The sequence below is a fragment of the Gordonia sp. OPL2 genome (genome assembly GCF_003797825.1).
Taxonomy (GTDB): domain Bacteria; phylum Actinomycetota; class Actinomycetes; order Mycobacteriales; family Mycobacteriaceae; genus Gordonia.
The window spans coordinates 54,336-71,042 of record NZ_RKME01000025.1; the positions used below are offsets into that span (position 1 = coordinate 54,336).

At 68.4% G+C, this 16,707-nt stretch carries 10 protein-coding genes; 7 read left to right on the forward strand and 3 right to left on the reverse strand.

What is annotated here, in order from left to right:
* Window position 1: 1 nt before the first annotated feature.
* Window positions 2–2,065 (forward strand): transcription termination factor Rho, encoded by a 2,064-nt coding sequence (gene rho / locus EEB19_RS20430; protein WP_187589193.1) that lies wholly within the window; start codon window positions 2–4, stop codon window positions 2,063–2,065.
* 106 nt (window positions 2,066–2,171) lie between these two features.
* Here rho and EEB19_RS20435 read toward each other — a convergent pair whose 3' ends face one another.
* From EEB19_RS20435 to EEB19_RS20445, 3 genes are all read right to left on the reverse strand, one after another.
* Window positions 2,172–3,191 carry a heme transporter gene (locus EEB19_RS20435; RefSeq protein ID WP_262365812.1) on the reverse strand — a complete coding sequence of 340 codons (1,020 nt, stop codon included), beginning with the start codon at window positions 3,189–3,191 and terminating at the stop codon, window positions 2,172–2,174.
* Between the two features lie 88 nt (window positions 3,192–3,279).
* Entirely contained in the window at window positions 3,280–5,106 is a 1,827-nt protein-coding gene (locus tag EEB19_RS20440) for a sulfite reductase subunit alpha (RefSeq protein WP_187589194.1), read from the reverse strand.
* 1 nt (window position 5,107) lies between these two features.
* On the reverse strand, window positions 5,108–10,759 hold the full coding sequence (locus EEB19_RS20445; RefSeq protein ID WP_187589195.1) for a glutamate synthase-related protein: 5,652 nt from the start codon (window positions 10,757–10,759) through the stop codon (window positions 5,108–5,110).
* 367 nt (window positions 10,760–11,126) lie between these two features.
* Between EEB19_RS20445 and rpmE the strand changes: the two genes are divergently transcribed.
* The 6 genes from rpmE (at window position 11,127) to EEB19_RS20475 (ending at window position 16,677) form a co-directional block, all read left to right on the forward strand.
* The gene (gene rpmE, locus EEB19_RS20450) at window positions 11,127–11,357 is read left to right on the forward strand and encodes a 50S ribosomal protein L31 (protein ID WP_187589196.1); all 231 of its coding nucleotides are present in this window, start codon (window positions 11,127–11,129) and stop codon (window positions 11,355–11,357) included.
* Between the two features lie 117 nt (window positions 11,358–11,474).
* Window positions 11,475–12,566, forward strand: a complete 1,092-nt coding sequence (gene prfA, locus EEB19_RS20455; RefSeq protein WP_187589197.1) for a peptide chain release factor 1 — start codon at window positions 11,475–11,477, stop codon at window positions 12,564–12,566.
* A gap of 4 nt (window positions 12,567–12,570) precedes the next feature.
* A complete protein-coding gene (gene prmC / locus EEB19_RS20460; protein WP_262365813.1) occupies window positions 12,571–13,455 on the forward strand; it encodes a peptide chain release factor N(5)-glutamine methyltransferase in 885 nt (294 codons plus the stop codon).
* 47 nt (window positions 13,456–13,502) lie between these two features.
* Window positions 13,503–14,159 (forward strand): L-threonylcarbamoyladenylate synthase, encoded by a 657-nt coding sequence (locus EEB19_RS20465; RefSeq protein WP_187589198.1) that lies wholly within the window; start codon window positions 13,503–13,505, stop codon window positions 14,157–14,159.
* A 3-nt stretch (window positions 14,160–14,162) separates the two neighbouring features.
* Window positions 14,163–15,395: a serine hydroxymethyltransferase gene (gene glyA, locus EEB19_RS20470; RefSeq protein ID WP_187589199.1), complete on the forward strand. Its 1,233-nt coding sequence runs from the start codon at window positions 14,163–14,165 to the stop codon at window positions 15,393–15,395.
* A gap of 109 nt (window positions 15,396–15,504) precedes the next feature.
* Window positions 15,505–16,677, forward strand: coding sequence for a glycosyltransferase family 4 protein (locus EEB19_RS20475; protein ID WP_262365818.1), 1,173 nt, complete (start codon window positions 15,505–15,507; stop codon window positions 16,675–16,677).
* Window positions 16,678–16,707 lie beyond the last annotated feature (30 nt).

Genomic DNA, 16,707 nt, shown 5'->3' on the forward strand with positions numbered 1-16,707 from the left:
CGTGACGGATACGGACCTCATCACCGCACCAGCCCCCACGTCGTCGCCCGAGGCCTCTGCCGACGGCTCGTCGTCCGCGGTGAGTTCGACCACACGTGGCTCCTCCACGCGCGCTCGCAGCGGACTCTCCGGCATGGTGCTCACCGAACTGCGCGCCCTCGCCGGCGAGCTGGGCATCAAGGGCACCTCCGGGATGCGCAAGGGCGACCTCATCGCCGCGATCAAGGAGCGTCAGGAAGGCTCGTCGCCGGCTCCGAAGAAGTCGGATGCGCAGCTCACCATCGACGCCGACAGCACGTCGACGGAGTCAGGCCCGCCGGCCCGCGGTCGTCGTCGAGCGCGGAGCGCCGCCCCGGAGGCGAGCGATGCCGGCGCCGGTACCAAGCCCGCCGACACCAAGCCCGCCGACACCACCGACGCAGGTAGCGCCCCCGCGGCCGAGACGACGACCGCCGACAAGGCCGGGAGCGGCAAGTCGGACAACGGCAAGGCCGAGGGCGGCAAGGCCGGGTCCTCGCCCGAGGCCACGACCTCGACCGATGATCGTCAGTCCGACTCCTCCGACGCCGGTGACCAGCGTGGACGGGGTCGCGGCCGCAACCAGAACCGGGACGGCGGTCAGAACCGCGGCGACAACCAGAACCGCGGCGACAATCAGAACCGCGACGGTGGCCAGAACCGCGGCGACAATCAGAACCGCGACGGTGGCCAGAACCGCGAGGGTGGCCAGAACCGGGACAACCAGAACCAGGGTGGCGGCTCCAACCGCGACGGTGGACAGAACCGGGACAATCAGAACCGCGACGACGACGGCGACGGCAGCGGCCGGGGCCGACGAGGTCGGCGTTTCCGTGAGCGTCGCCGCGGGCGTGACCGCGATCCTTCGGGTCCCAGCGAACCGCAGGTCTCCGATGACGACGTGTTGCAGCCGGTTGCCGGCATCCTCGACGTCCTCGACAACTACGCGTTCGTGCGGACGTCGGGATATCTCGCCGGCCCGAACGACGTCTACGTGTCGATGAACATGGTCCGCAAGAACGGACTGCGGCGCGGCGACGCGATCACCGGTGCGGTCAAGGTCCCGCGCGAAGGCGAACAGCCCAACCAGCGACAGAAGTTCAATCCGCTGGTCCGCTTGGACACCGTCAACGGCACCGACATCGAGACCGCGAAGAAGCGGCCCGATTTCAACAAGCTGACCCCGCTGTACCCGAACCAGCGGCTGCGCCTCGAGACCACTCCCGAGCGGCTCGACACGCGTGTCATCGATCTGATCATGCCCATCGGCAAGGGACAGCGCGCGCTGATCGTATCGCCGCCCAAGGCCGGCAAGACCACGATCCTGCAGGACATCGCCAACGCGATCGCCACCAACAACCCGGAATGTCACCTCATGGTCGTCCTCGTCGACGAGCGGCCGGAAGAGGTGACCGACATGCAGCGCTCGGTGAAGGGTGAGGTCATCGCCTCCACCTTCGACCGCCCGCCGTCAGACCACACCTCGGTCTCCGAGTTGGCCATCGAACGCGCAAAGCGTCTGGTGGAGAACGGCAAAGACGTCGTCGTGCTGCTGGACTCGATCACCCGCCTCGGTCGTGCGTACAACAACGCGTCCCCTGCTTCGGGCCGAATCCTGTCCGGCGGTGTGGATTCCACCGCGCTCTATCCGCCCAAGCGCTTCCTCGGCGCAGCTCGCAACATCGAGAACGGCGGCTCGCTGACGATCATCGCCTCGGCGCTGGTCGAGACCGGTTCCACCGGCGACACCGTGATCTTCGAGGAGTTCAAGGGCACCGGCAATGCCGAGCTCAAACTGGACCGCAAGATCTCCGAGCGTCGTGTGTTCCCGGCCGTCGACGTGAACCTGTCGAGCACGCGCAAGGACGAACTGCTGCTGTCGCCGGAGGAGTTCTCCATCGTGCACAAGCTGCGGCGGGTGCTGTCCGGCCTCGACTCCCAGCAGGCCATCGACCTGCTGATCAGCCAGCTGAAGAAGTCGAAGACCAACATCGAGTTCCTGATGCAGGTCCAGAAGACCGCTCCGGGAGCGATGAACGACGACTGATTTCCGTCACGACGGCGCCGACGTGCGCCGATCGTGTCTTCTACTCACGTCGAGCGTGCGGCACACCGATGGTGTGTCGCACGTTCGACGTTGAGGCGGGTGCGAGCTATCCGGCGACGTCGGCCATCAGCTGATTCCAGGCATCGAAGGTCTCCGGCGAGACCGAACCGGTCTGCGTGGCGACGAGACTGCACTGGGCGTGACGGTCGTACAACTCGATCGAGCCGGTTCGCCCCCACACGCCGTCCGACCAGGTCACCCAGCATTCGGTCACCAGATTGAAGTTGATCATCGCGCGGCAGCTGCCGGACGCGATCACCATCGACCCACGGTGCTCCCGGGCGCCGTCGAGCCGGTCATGACGCATCTGCAGACAGCCGGGCGCCGCGGTGGTCATCGTCATCGGGAGTCCCAGGAGGGCGGCGTGCTCGACAGCCGCGATCACCCGCCGTGACTCGACTCGCGCAAATCCCTGGTCGATCATGCCGGGCAGTGACGAGAGTCGTTGTCGTCCGCCGTCTTCCAGGATCGAGTCGAACTGGCCGATCTGGTCGGTCGCAGCCCCCGGCTCCGCGACGCATCCCGTCTCGTGCGGCGGATCGGCGCGATCCACCCGTCCACCGACCTCGTGATCGGGCGCGTCGAAGCCGCCGGCGTTCAGTGACAGCGATTCGAAGGCCAGGCGATCCGACGACTCGGTGAGATAGGTGGCGTGCGCGGTGTTGCCGTCCGAGTCGAACAGGCGCAACGTCGGCGGGACGTGGGCGGCCGGGTCGGTCACGAGCGCGGCACCGAGCCGGGCGGGGTTGATGCGCAACGAGATCCGCGACGGCCGGCATCGGATCGGCCCACCGATGCCGACGGGGCTCTCGTGTGTTCCGACATCGTTCATCAACACCGGACCCGCCACCGTCACACCGACGACCTGGTCGAGCAGGGGCAGATGCTGGGCGACCGCGGCGACGTCGGAGCCCAGTACAGTGCCCGAGAATCCCGGGGTGGCCAACAACGTGTCGAGGTCGTTGGTGGTCCCGTTCGCCCGCGGACAACTGCAGCGCTCTCCGCATCGTGGGCGTGGAGGCCCTCCGGTACGACCGGAGTCCGATGGGCGGGGTGAGTCGGGCATCGTTGCCATTCCTTTCCCGTGCGATCTAGGTGTCCACGAGGTCGGGGTCGGGTTGGTTGTGGTTCTCGGTGGCGGGGCGAGCGGCCGGTCAGTAGACGTCGCGCAGATAGCGTTTCGCGCGTTTGAGGTCGTCGATGTAGTCCTGGGCTTCGTCGTCTGTCAGCCCGCCGTGTTCGGCCACCACCTCGCGCAGTGCGGTGTCGACGTCGCGGGCCATACGGGTGGCGTCACCGCACACGTAGATGTGAGCGCCGTCCGACAGCCATCGGAACAGGTCGGCCCCCTGCTCCCGCATCCGGTCCTGGACGTAGATCTTGTGCTCCTGGTCGCGGGAGAAGGCCAGGTCGAGCCGGTCCAGGAGACCGTCGGTGACGAAGCCGTCGATCTCGTCGGCATAGATGTAGTCGTGGTCGCGACGTTGGTCGCCGAAGAACAGCCAGTTGCCGCCACGAGCGCCACGCGCGGCGCGCTCATGCAGGAACGACCGGAACGGCGCGATGCCGGTCCCGGGCCCGATCATGATGGCCTTCGTGTCGTCGGATGGGAGGCGGAAGGAGTTGTTCGGTGAGATGAACATGCCGACCTGGGTGCCCTCGGGTCGGCGGTCGGCGAGAAAGGTCGAGCACACCCCGCCGCGCTGACGATCACCGGATCGGTATCGGACCGTGGCCATCGTGATGTGCACGGTGCCCGCATGGGCGAGTGGACTCGACGAGATCGAGTACACACGGTGCTGCAGTGGCCGCAGCTCGGCGATGAGTTCGTCGGGACTGATGGTCAACGTCGGGTCGACATCGAGGAGGTCGAGGACGTCCTTGCCCCACATCCAGGCATCGAGGGCCTCTCTGTCGCCGGTCGACGTCAGGTGGGTGAGTTCGGCATCCTGGCTGCGTTGCGCGATGTAGTCGAGGAGATACTTCGACGGGGTGGAGATCTCGTAATGATGGGTCAGCGCCTCGCGTAATGTCCGTTCGGTCTTGCGATCGGCGATCACGGTGTCCGGCGAGGCACCGAGACGGGTGATGATCCGGTCGACCAATTCGGCGTCGTTCACCGGCGAGATGCTGATGCCGTCGCCGGGTTGATAGTCGATCCCGCTGTCGCCCAACGAGATCTCCAGATGACGGACTTCCTTGTCCGACGTCGGTGCGGACAACAGCGTGTTGGCGACGACGGTCGCCGGATAGGGGTTCTTACGGGTCCACGCGGACCTTGCCGGGGTGTCCGGACCCGCGGTGGTGGTGGTCGTCGGCGCCGTGGTCGTGCCGGGTGCAGAGCCGGACGGCGGTGCGGCGTCGACGGCGCCCGCGTCGACTGCGGCGAGGGCGGGTACCGCACGTGCCATCCAGTCGGTCGCCGGATCCTCGAAGTCGACATCGCAATCGACACGATCGACGACGCGGGTACCGCCGAGTTCGGCCAGGCGCGCGTCGATGTTCTTGCCGGCCTGGCAGAAACCGTCGTAGATGGAGTCGCCGAGGGCGAGCACCCCGAAGTAGAGCCCGTCGAGTCGCGGTGCGTCCGGGGCGGCGAGGGACTGCCAGAAGAGTTCTGCGTTGTCGGGCATGTCGCCCTCGCCGTAGGTGGAGGTGATCACCAGGAGGCGGCGGGCCGCCGACAGCGCGGTGATGTCGAGCGCGTCGAGATCGCAGCGAACCGGCTCGAATCCGTGCTCACGGGCCGCGGCCTCGGCCTGTTCGGACAGCCACTCCGCGGTGCCGGTCTGGCTGCCGTAGACGATCTGCAACGGAATCCGGCCGGGAGCGGCTGCGTCGACGGCCGCGGTCCCGCCGGCGTGCGCGGCCGATCCCGTCGGCATGGCGATGCGGGTGTTGAGGCCGGCGAGAAACCCTGCGAGCCAGGCTTTCTGGTCACCCGTGAACGGAACGTCCGCCGGGATGTAGGGAAGTTGCATGTCATCCCACCTTCGTGGTGTCAGTGTCGATGGAGGACCGCAGGCCCGCCGCGACGTCGGGAACCGCGGCGGCGGCGAACAGCTCGTCGAAACCGGGCAGTCCGCCGAGCTTCTCGCGATTCTTTCGGTCCTGCAGGAGAATCCATCCGTAGGTGCCCGGCGCATCCATCGACCACACGTTGCGTTGCGCCAGTGCCGACTTGTAGTCGTCCACGCGCTTCGCCGCGATCAGCGCGGCGAGTTGGTCGGCGTCGTATGCCCCGAGGATGTCACGCGCGTACCGTGCGACCTTCGACAGCAGTTCGAAGTCCTCGGTGAGAACCAGATTGCGCGCCCCGGTGGCGATCGCCTGATCGGTCCACGCGGAGACCTGCTCCCGGGGCCGGGTGCCGCCCGTCCGTGCCAGGCGTGTGGCGGCGAGTCCGCGGGCGATCTCGAACACGGTGAACGCGTTGAGGAGACGGTACATCTCCGCATTGTCGGTCTCGCCGTATCCGGGCACGGCGCCGTCGGCCACCGGCGTACCGCTGCGAATGCTGACCTTCAGCGCCCGCACCTGATGGGCCGCCAACGCCGTCGACAATTCGTCGAGGAGGTCGCGATGCGAGATCGAGGCCACCAGCGCGTCGCTGTCCTGATAGGCGACCAGGGCCCGCGGCATCGCATAGGAGATGTAGTGCCGTTCGGTCTCCCAGTTCTCAAGCAGTCGGGTGCCCAATGCCGAACCCGTTGCCGCCACGTGCATCTCGAGCATGTGCCGAACGGCGTGGTGGTGAACGGGGGCGAGAGGATCGTCGACGCCGGTGATGGCTCCCACCACCACCGAGTCGCTGCTGATGCGGGTCTCGAGAACGCATGCCGGGTCGTATTGGTACAGGAACCCGCCACTCATCCCGTTGCCGAGTCCCTTGCCGTACCCGCCGAGGTTCAGCACGGCCCCGTTGGTCATGTACTCGCAGCCGAATTCGCCCACCCCCTCCACGACCGCGGTCGCGCCGGAGTTGCGGACCGCGAACCGGTCGCCGGCCTCACCCTCGACGAACAGTCGGCCGCCCGTGGCGCCGAAGAGGGCGAAGTTGCCGATCAGGACGTTGCCGCCGATCGATGGCGAGCCCCCGCCCGGTGAACGTACGATCACGCTTCCGCCCGACATCGACTTCCCGACACCGTCGTTGCAGGTCCCGCTGTGCTCCAGGCGCATTCCGTCGTTGCAGAACGCCGCGTACGAGAGCCCGGCCGAGCCGGAGGTGGCGACCCGCACGGAGTCCGGCGCCAGGAATCGGCGACCGCGGTCGTCGACGAGCACACTCGGCAGGTCGGTGATGTCGGCTGCGGTCAGCTCGTGGTTCAAGGTCCGTTCGATGTCGACTGCGAGCTGTGCGCCGACACTCTTGTTGCGGTTGCCGAGCACGGGGGTGTCGATGGTGACGTCGCGGTCGCGCGACTCCAGCAGGGCCCTGCGGACCTCGTCGCCGACCGCATCGTCGATCGCGTAGTCGCGTTCCAGATACACGGGATCGGTGATCGCGACCGGATCGATGCGGGCCAGGAGCGCCTGAAGTCGCAGCGGTGTCACCACCGCGGGATGGTCGACGAGCCGGAGCAGGTCCGTGCGGCCACGGGCGGCGGACAGGCTGCGCAGTCCCAGCCCCGCGAGGATCTCCCGGACGTCGTGGGCGATGTTGCACAGATACTGCGCCATCGATCGCGGATCCCCGTCGAAGACCTCGGGGTTGGTCGTCAGGCCGGCCGGACACTTGATGTTGCAGTTCTTGGCCATCACGCAGCCGATCATCATCAGCGCGGACGTTCCGAACTCGAAACTGTCGGCACCCAACAGCGCCGACGTCACGACGTCGCGGCCGGTCTGATGAGCGCCCGAGGTACGCAGTACCACCTTCTGGCGTAAGCCGTTGGCGCACAGCGCCTGGTGTACTTCGGCGAGGCCGATCTCCGCGGCGCGGCCCGCGTAGCGGAGGCTCGTCACCGACGCTGCGCCGGTGCCGCCGGTGTTGCCGGCGACGTTGATCACGTCGGCGCCCGCCTTGGCCACACCGACGGCGATCGTGCCGATACCCTCCGACGAGACCAGTTTGACGATGACCCGGACGCGAGCGGCCTTGCAGTCGTGGATGAGTTGGGCGAGGTCCTCGATGGAGTAGGTGTCGTGATGTGGGGGCGGCGACACGAGTTCCACGCCGGGCGTGCCGCCGCGCGCCGCCGCGATCTCCACCGTCACCTTGGGGGCCGGGAGCTGTCCGCCCTCACCGGGTTTGGCCCCCTGGCCGATCTTGATCTCCAGTTCACGGAGCATCGGGTCGGCGAGGTAGCCCGCCCAGATGCCGAACCGTCCGGAGGCGAACTGCTTGATCGCCGACGCACGGATGGTGCCGTAGCGGGACATGTGCTCGCCACCCTCGCCGCTGTTGGACAGACCCCCGACCATGTTGGTGCCGTGGGCGACGGCTTCGTGGGCGGGTGCGACCAGGGCGCCATGACTCATCGCGCCGGAGGCGAAGGTCGTGGTGATCTCATGTGCGGGCTGCACATCGGCGAGGGCGATCGCCGGTTGGGCGGTGCCCAGTCGGCTCAGCAGGTCGGTCGCCGTGCCGTTCGCGACGACGATGATCCCCGAGTCCCCGCAGTCGAGTATCTCCGCCGACGTCCCGAGCAGATCCGCCATCGCCTGAGCCAGCGCCTGGATCCGGGCGAGTCCGTCGGAGCCGGTCGGATCCCCGTCGAGGGACACATGGAAGGTGCCGGGCGTGCCCGCGTCGTCCTCGAGCGAGGTCACCCGTAGACCACGCACGAGGACCTTCTCGGCCGGATCGGTGTGCGCGCGTTGCAACACATCGAGGAAGTCGTCGGCGGTGCCCGATCCCGTGACGTCGAGTGGTAGGGCGAGGATGTCGCGCAGTGCACTCGGTCGGTCGGCGCGTTGCGCGGCGATCTCCTCGGCGAACGAACGGTAGGCGTCGGTGACCACGAACCCATCGATGTCGTCGGCGGAGAGGCGGTCGTAGGAGCTGTCCGCGTAGGCGCGCGCGTCGAGTCCGAACGCATCCGACAACCTGCCGAGGGTCAGTAGGCGGAGCCCGCCGGCGCGATCGGCCTCGGCGGCAGACGGGGATTCGCGACCGGCGGTGGCGAAGGTGATCTTCTCCCCGGTCAGGTCGGCATACTTGCGCACGGCGGTCGCACCGAACGAGTGGCCCGCGCCGTCGGAACGTTCCTTGAACAGGCCCAGCAACGGCAGGTCCTTGTCCGAGGTGAGCGAGGTGCTCATCGCGGCGCGGTGAGCACGCCCCACGGTCGCCGCGATCGGGCCGAGTCCGACACCCCCGACCGGGGCACGCAGGTCCGGGAACCACCGGCGCAGATCGTCATCGGCGGTGTCGAGGAAGTTCGGTTCGAAGAACTCGCCGCCGATGTAGCTCTCGACGGTGCACAGCCCGACGCGTCCCATCGTCTTCATCAGTGACTTCTCGGCGGCTTTCACCCATCGCCGAAACGCCGCCAGTCCTTCGGCGCCGTCGGTCGACACGGATGCAGCGCGACGTGCGATCGAATGGGGATGGACTGCGGCAGCGCCGAATCCGAGGGTGGCCGCGAGGTGATGGGAGGACTCCACCTGGCCGGTGTCGGCGACGAGTGACACCCGCAGACGCAGGCCTGCCGCGATCAGTCTCTGATTGACCGCCGACACCGCGAACACGATCGGGATCGCGGCGCGGTCGTGTGCGATCCCGCGGTCACTCAGGACGGCGATCCCACCGCGCGACTCGGCGAAGGCGACGATCTCGTCGCCGAGTCGGTCCACTGCCGACACCATGGCACGGCGGTCGTCGCCGTCGCGGTCGTCGTAGGCGATCGGAAAGCAGGCGTCGAACAGACGGGCGGGGGTCACTTCCTGCCGATGCAGCAGATCCAGGTCGGCGGTGCCGAGAACCGGTGAGGGAAGGATGATCTGACGGCCGGCGGCGTGCGCGTCCGTGCCGGTCCCCGGTCGCGCGCCCAGGGCGACACGCAGCGTCATGCCATCTGCCTCGCGGATGCTGTCGAGTGGGGGATTGGTCACCTGCGCGAATCGTTGCGAGAAGAACCGCGCCACATTGGGTTCGATGTCGGTCAGTGCGTTGATGGCGTTGCCGAAGCCCATGGCCGACACCCGTTCACTGCCGTCGGACAGCATCGGGTCGACGAAGTAGCGGAAGCTCTCCTGGTCGAGGTGGTAGGCCCGATACCGCTGATGGTCGGTCAGCTCGGTGGGGCCCACTGCGGCATCGGCGGCGTCACCGGTGCCCGGCCGGCGATCGTCGGTCGTGCCGGCCGCCGCCTCGACGTCGGCCAGGTCGATCTTGGCCGCCGCCAGGAGCGCACGGTAATCCTTGGCGGCGGCGAGCTTCTCGTAGGCGTCGAGCGTCGTGTAGGTGCGGTGCTCACGATGGTCGTAGTAGATCATCCCTCCGGCGGAGACCCGGCCCCGCGCGATCACCGTCTCCGGCGGGAACGCGATCTGTCCCGCCTCGGAGAACACGCACAGATAGTCGGTGGTCTCGACCGTGCGCAGCGGTCGCAGGCCGAGGCGGTCGAGGCGGGCGCCGATGACCGTACCGTCACCGAACACGACCGCCGCCGGTCCGTCGTTCTTCTCCTCGACGAGGGAGAAGTACTCGAACATGGCACGCACCGGCTCGGACAACGACGAGTCGTTCTCCCAGGCCGGGGGCATCATCGACACGATTGCGGTCACCAGATCCACCCGGTCCTCGATGACCCGGGCCGCGACCGTCTGATCCAGACGGCAACTGTCGGACTGCCCGGGCGGGCGCACGATGCTCTTGTGCTGGGCGGTCGCCGCGGTCACCTGCGCGATGCGGTTCTTCTTGTCGGTGTTCAGTTCTCCGTTGTGCGCCAGAAACCGGAACGGTTGCGCCATCGTCGGATGCGGATCGGTGTTCGTGGAGAACCGCGTGTGGAAGTACAGCGTGTGGACCGCGTGGTCGGGATCGCCGAGATCGGTGAAGTAGTCGATGACCTCGGGCGAGGACAACCGACCCTTGAGCACCTGGGTCCGGGCCGACAGCGACAGCGGATAGAGGCCGGCCAGTTCCGGCTTGGTGAAGGCGGTCGCCTCGATGTGCAACAGTGCCTGCTGGACAGCGTGGTCGAGAGCGGCGGGCTCCGGGCACGGCTCCGGCGCAGAGAACACCCACTGACGGATCGGCAGCTGGAACGAGATGGCCGCCGGGCGCAGCGCGTCGGTGTCGACCGGGACGTCGCGCACCGTGAGGACGTCGAAACCCCGGCCCGCCATCGTGCGTTCGATGAGTCGGGCGGCGCGGGCCGCCGCGTCGGGCCCGGTCGGGAGGAAGAAGTTGCCGACGCAGAACCTGCCCAGTCGGAGATCCGGCCGGCCGGTGATCTTGCGGAAGAATCGGAGGGAAAGATCCATCGACACACCGCCGCCGTCGCCGACGCCGAGCGCCGACATGCCGCCGCGGTGGGGGACCGAGCAGAGTGCCTCACGGGCCTTGGAGATCACGGAGTGCTTCTGCACCCCGTCCTTGCGGGTGATGAAGCCCACCCCGCAACTGCTCTTCTCGTCGCTCGGATCCCAGAGCAGTGCTCGGGGGTCATGTTCTGGCCGCATTCGGTCCTCTGAGTTCTCGGTCCACCCCGCCACGGGCGGAGGTGGAGGTCTCGGTCCGCCCGCGCGGGACGGCACTGGTCGGATCGTCCGGGGTCGGCGTCACTGCGACGGTGGAGTGACGCCGACGAAGCCATCAGCCTATAACTTAGCTAAGCCTTACTATCCTAAGGCATGCCTAACTCGGGAATGAAACGTCGTGACGTCGCGTTCTGGTCGGTGGATCGCATGACGAGATGGACGCGGTCGGGTGCGTTCGACGATTTCCAGGGCGCGCCGGCCGCGTGGCATACTGAGCGGTCGAGTCCGGTTCCGGTTCACACCATCGATCCCCGATGGTGACCCGGCGACCACAGAAAGGGACAACCAGATGAAGCAGGGCATCCACCCCGAGTACGCGACGACCACGGTCGTCTGCGGCTGCGGCAACACCTTCGAGACCCGCAGCACCGCGGACAACGGACGTATCAACGTCGAGGTCTGCTCGCAGTGCCACCCGTTCTACACCGGCAAGCAGAAGATTCTCGACACCGGCGGCCGCGTGGCCCGGTTCGAGAAGCGCTACGGCAAGCGGACCCCCAAGAAGGCCGACGCCAACTAGCTCGACCGACGACGCCCCTCCGGCGCGCACGATGTGCGCGGTGGACGGGCGTCGTCGTCGTTTCGGTCCTCACTCCACCCAGCCGATGCGGTGAACCCGCGACAGAGGTGAGCATCCATGACCACACAGGAGTCCCCGGGCCGGGGCCAGTCGGCGATCGACGACATCCTCGCCGAACACGCCGGTCTCGAGGCACAGCTCGCCGATCCCTCGCTGCACGACGACCCGACCGCGGCTCGCCGCGTGGGCAAGCGGTTCGCCGAACTCGCACCCATCATGTCCACGCACCGACGTCTCGCGGCGACGCGTGACGATCTCGCCGCGGCCCGCGAGCTCGCCGCCGACGATCCGGCCTTCGCCGACGAGATCCCGGAGCTCGAGGCCGCTGTCGCCGAGCTCGATGCGACACTGACCGACCTGCTCGCCCCCCGCGACCCGCACGACGGCGACGATGTCGTACTCGAGATCAAATCCGGTGCGGGCGGTGAAGAGTCGGCGCTGTTCGCGGCCGACCTCGCGCGGATGTATCTGAAGTACTGCGAGCGCCACGGCTTCAAGGCGCAGACCCTCGGCGTCACCGAGTCCGATCTCGGCGGCTACAAAGAGGCCACGATCTCGATCAAGTCGAAAGAGCAACTGCGCGACGGTGTCTGGTCGCGGCTGAAGTTCGAGGGCGGTGTCCACCGGGTGCAGCGTGTACCGGTCACCGAATCCCAGGGCCGTATCCACACATCGGCCGCCGGCGTGCTGATCTATCCGGAGCCCGAGGAGGTCGAGCAGGTCGCGATCGACGAATCCGACCTGCGGATCGACGTCTACCGGTCATCGGGCAAGGGGGGTCAGGGCGTCAACACGACCGACTCGGCCGTGCGCATCACGCATCTGCCCACCGGAATCGTGGTGACCTGCCAGAACGAGCGCTCGCAGCTGCAGAACAAGGCCAGGGCGATGCAGGTACTCGCGGCGCGCCTGCAGTCTGCGGCCGAGGAGGAGGCGGAGGCCGCCGCCGCCCAGGGCCGCGCCGCACAGATCCGGACGGTCGACCGCTCGGAACGGATTCGCACGTACAACTTCCCGGAGAACCGCATCACCGATCACCGCATCGGTTACAAGGCGAACAATCTCGACGCCGTCCTCGGCGGCGACATGGACGCGATGCTCGACGCGCTCGTGGCCGCCGACCGGGCGGCGCGCCTCGAGGCCGAGTGATCCGGTGACCACCGCCGGGCGTTCGTCGCCGATCAGCATCGACGAGGAACTGGCGAGGGCGCGGAATCGACTGCACGCGGCGGGGATCGACTCCGCGCGGTCCGACGCCGAATGGCTGCTCGCCGATGTCCTCGAGGTGGACCGGGGACGGCTGGTGATCCTCGACGACCTCGATGAGAGCGCCCGGTCTCGTTTCCGCGCCGCCGTCGACTCTCGGTGTGCGCGGATCCCGTTGCAGCACATCGTCGGAACGGCCGCATTCGGCCCCGCCGAACTGGCCGTCGGCCCCGGGGTGTTCACCCCCCGCCCGGAGACCGAGTTCCTCGCCGAATGGGCCGTCATCGAGGCCCGGGACATCTCGGCCCCGGTCGTCGTAGACCTGTGCAGCGGAAGCGGTGCGTTGGCGATCGCGATCGCATCGATGATCCCGGGTGCCGGCGTGACCGCCGTCGAGCGGTCGCCGTCGGCGTTGGAATGGTTGTCGCGCAACGTCGCCGACGCCGCCGGGCGAGGGGTGACGGTGTCGGTGCTGGCCGCCGACGTCACCGACACCGACGGAATGGCGGACGCGTTCCCCGCCGGCACGGTCGACGTCGTCGTCGCGAACCCGCCCTATGTGCCGGAGGGCACCGACGTGTCCCCGGAAGTCGCCCACGATCCGCCGGAGGCGGTGTTCGCCGGTGCCGACGGGATGTCGGTGATCGTCCCGATGCTCGCGGTCGTCGCCGACATGCTGCGGGTCGGTGGGGTGGTGGGCATCGAGCACGACGAGTCGACGTCGTCGGCGGTGGCGGCCGCCCTCGCCGCGACGGGGCACTTCACCGACATCCGCGCCCGCCACGACCTGACGGGTCGGCCACGGTTCGTCACGGCGCGCCGGCTGGGGTGACGCCCCTCCCGCGGCCCGGGTCACCCGGCTCGTGGCAGGATGGCCGGGTGAGCACGGTATTCGACTGCGGTGAGACAGACACCCGGGCGGCTGGTATTCGTGCGGCCGTCGGTGCGGCCAAGGCCGGTCGGCTGGTCGTCCTCCCGACCGACACCCTCTACGGAATCGGCTGTGACGCGTTCGATTCCGATGCCGTCGCAGCGTTGCTGGCGGCGAAGGGACGCGGCCGGGACATGCCGGTGCCCGTTCTCGTCGGCTCCTGGCACACGATCGACGGTCTGGTCCTGTCGGTGTCGACGGCGGCCCGCGATCTCGTCGAGGCGTTCTGGCCCGGCGGCCTGAGCCTGGTCGTGGCGCAGGCACCGTCGCTGGCCTGGGATCTCGGTGACACCGACGGGACGGTGATGTTGCGCATGCCGCTGCATCCCGTCGCGATCGAGTTGCTGCGTGAGGTGGGCCCGATGGCGGTGTCGAGTGCCAACGTGTCCGGCCGCCCGCCCGCCACCACCGTCGACGAGGCGCGAGATCAGCTCGGTGAGTCGGTGTCGGTGTACCTCGACGGGGGACCGGCCGCGGCGGCACAGCCCTCGACGATCGTCGACCTGAGCGGAGTCACCCCCCGCATCCTCCGGGCGGGCGCGGTGTCGACCGAGGCCATCGCCGAGGTGCTCGACGTCGACGTCGACACCTTGACGCCGCACTGATCGATGCGACAACCCCGAGGGAACGATCTGCAGTCCGACCCCGAGCTCGAGGAGCTCCTCGGCCGTGAGACCCGACGCCGCACGAGCACCCTGCAACTCATCGCGGGGGAGACACCGCCCACTCCGGCGGTGCTCGCCGCGCTGACGTCCGATCTCGGCACGAAATACGCGGAGGGGTATCCGGGCGCCCGCTACCACGGTGGCTGCGAGGTCGCCGACGAGGTCGAGCAGCTCGCCATCGATCGCGCCGTCCAACTCTTCGGTGCCGAGTACGTCAATGTGCAGCCACTGTCCGGCAGCGCCGCCAACCTCGCGGTCTATGCGGCCTTCGCCCAGCCCGGCGATCCCGTCCTCGCGCTGCGCCTCGACCACGGCGGCCATCAGACGCATGGATCGCGCGCCAATTTCTCCGGCAGGTGGTTCGGAACAATCCACTACGGGGTCCGGGAGTCCGACGAGCTGATCGACTACGACGAACTCCGCGACACCGCACTGCTCCACCGCCCGCGCATCATCGTCGCCGGTTCGGCCTCCTACTCCCGACAGATCGACTACGCCGCCCTGCGCGCCGTCGCCGACGAGGCCGAGGCGATCCTCTGGGTCGATGCCGCTCACCTGGCCGGGCTCGTGGCCGGTGGCGTCGCGCCGTCGCCCGTCCCGCACGCCGACGTCGTCACCTTCTCCACCCACAAGGTGTTGCGCGGGCCGCGCGGCGGCATGATCCTCGCGCGGGAGCCCCACCGGGCGGTACTGCAGAAGGCCGTCCACCCCTTCATCCAGGGCGGGCCGTCGATGAACTCGGTGGCTGCGAAGGCCGTCTGTATGAAGGAGTCAGGCGAACGTGCATTCGCCGACTACGCCTCCGACACGGTGGCCGTCGCGCGGCGTCTCGGCGACGAACTCGGTGATCGCGGTCTCCGGATCGTGAGCGGCGGCACCGACACCCATTTCGTGGTCGTCGACGTCTCGGCCCTCGACGTCAGTGGCCGCGAGGCGCAGCGGCGGCTCTCCTCGGCAGGGATCGTCGTCGACCGGGCGGTGATCCCGTTCGATGAGAAGCCGGTCGCGGAGGGATCCGCGATCCGTGTCGGCACTCCGTCGGCGGTCGTCGGCGGACTCGGCGTCGATGACATGGCAACGGTCGCCGACTGGATCATGCGGGGGTTGTCCGGACCCGTCGGCGCACCTCAACACGCCGGGATCCGGGGCGAAATCCTGGCCAGAACGGGCGGGTAGCCTGGTGCGGGTGTTCGATCCCGCCGGTCTGCTCTCCGTCACCGCTCTCGGTGCCGGGGATCCGGCGACGCACCACGCCGCGCAGTCGGTCGCCGGTGGCGGGGCCGGTGTGCCCTTGCGCGAGCTGGCGCTGGTCGGCCTGACCGCGGCGGCTGTGACGTATCTGCTGACCTCACTCGTCCGCGTGTTCGCCATCCGCGTCGGTGCGGTGGCGGTGCCACGCGTCCGCGACGTCCACGTCATCCCCACCCCGCGCCTCGGTGGCCTCGGCATGTTCGCCGGAATGGTTGCCGCGATCGCCCTGGCAGCGAACCTGCCCGCCCTGACCCGCGGGTTCGCGTACACCAGCGACATGAGTGCGGTCATCGTGTCGGGCACCGTGATCGTGCTCGTCGGCGTCATCGACGACCGCTGGGGGCTCGACGCACTCACCAAGTTCGTCGGCCAGCTGACCGCCGCCGGAGTGCTGGTGATCATGGGCGTCAGCTGGTATCTGCTCTATGTACCGTTCGCCGACATCGGCACGGTGGTGCTCGATCCCCTCCAGGCCGGGTTGCTCACCGTCGCCGTCACCGTGGCCACCATCAACGCGGTCAACTTCATCGACGGGCTCGACGGCCTCGCCGCGGGACTGGGACTGATCGCGGCGCTCGCGATCTGCATGTTCTCCCTCGGCCTGCTGCACGATCAGGGCGGCGACGTCAGCTATTACCCACCTGCGCTCATCTCCACCGTGCTGGCCGGGGCCTGCCTGGGCTTTCTCCCACACAACTTCTCGCCGGCCCGCATCTTCATGGGCGATTCGGGGGCGATGCTGATCGGTCTGATGCTCTCCGCGGCATCGACCAGCGCGTCGGGCCGCATCGCGATGAACGCCTACGGACCCGCGGACGTGTTCACCCTGCTCTCGCCGCTGATCCTGGTGGCCGCGGTCGTGTTCGTGCCGATGCTCGACATGCTGATGGCCGTGGTCCGGCGGACCCGGGCCGGTGTCGGCTTCTACACCCCTGACAAGATGCATCTGCATCACCGGCTCGTCGAGCTCGGGCACTCGCAGCGCCGGGTCGCGCTCATCATCTATCTCTGGGTCGGGGTGCTCGCGTTCTCGGCGGCCGCCAGTACCTTGTTCCCGATCTCCGTCGTCGCGCCGATGTTCGGTGCCGGCCTCGTCGTCGCGTTGCTCGTGACGATGGCACCCCGGCTCAAACGGCGCCTGGCCGAATTCCGGACGCGGGGTCTGGCCGACCGCGCGGACGCCTCCGCTGCGGGGACCCCAAGGTAAGGCAATGGTAAAAGGCGTGTACTATTCGCT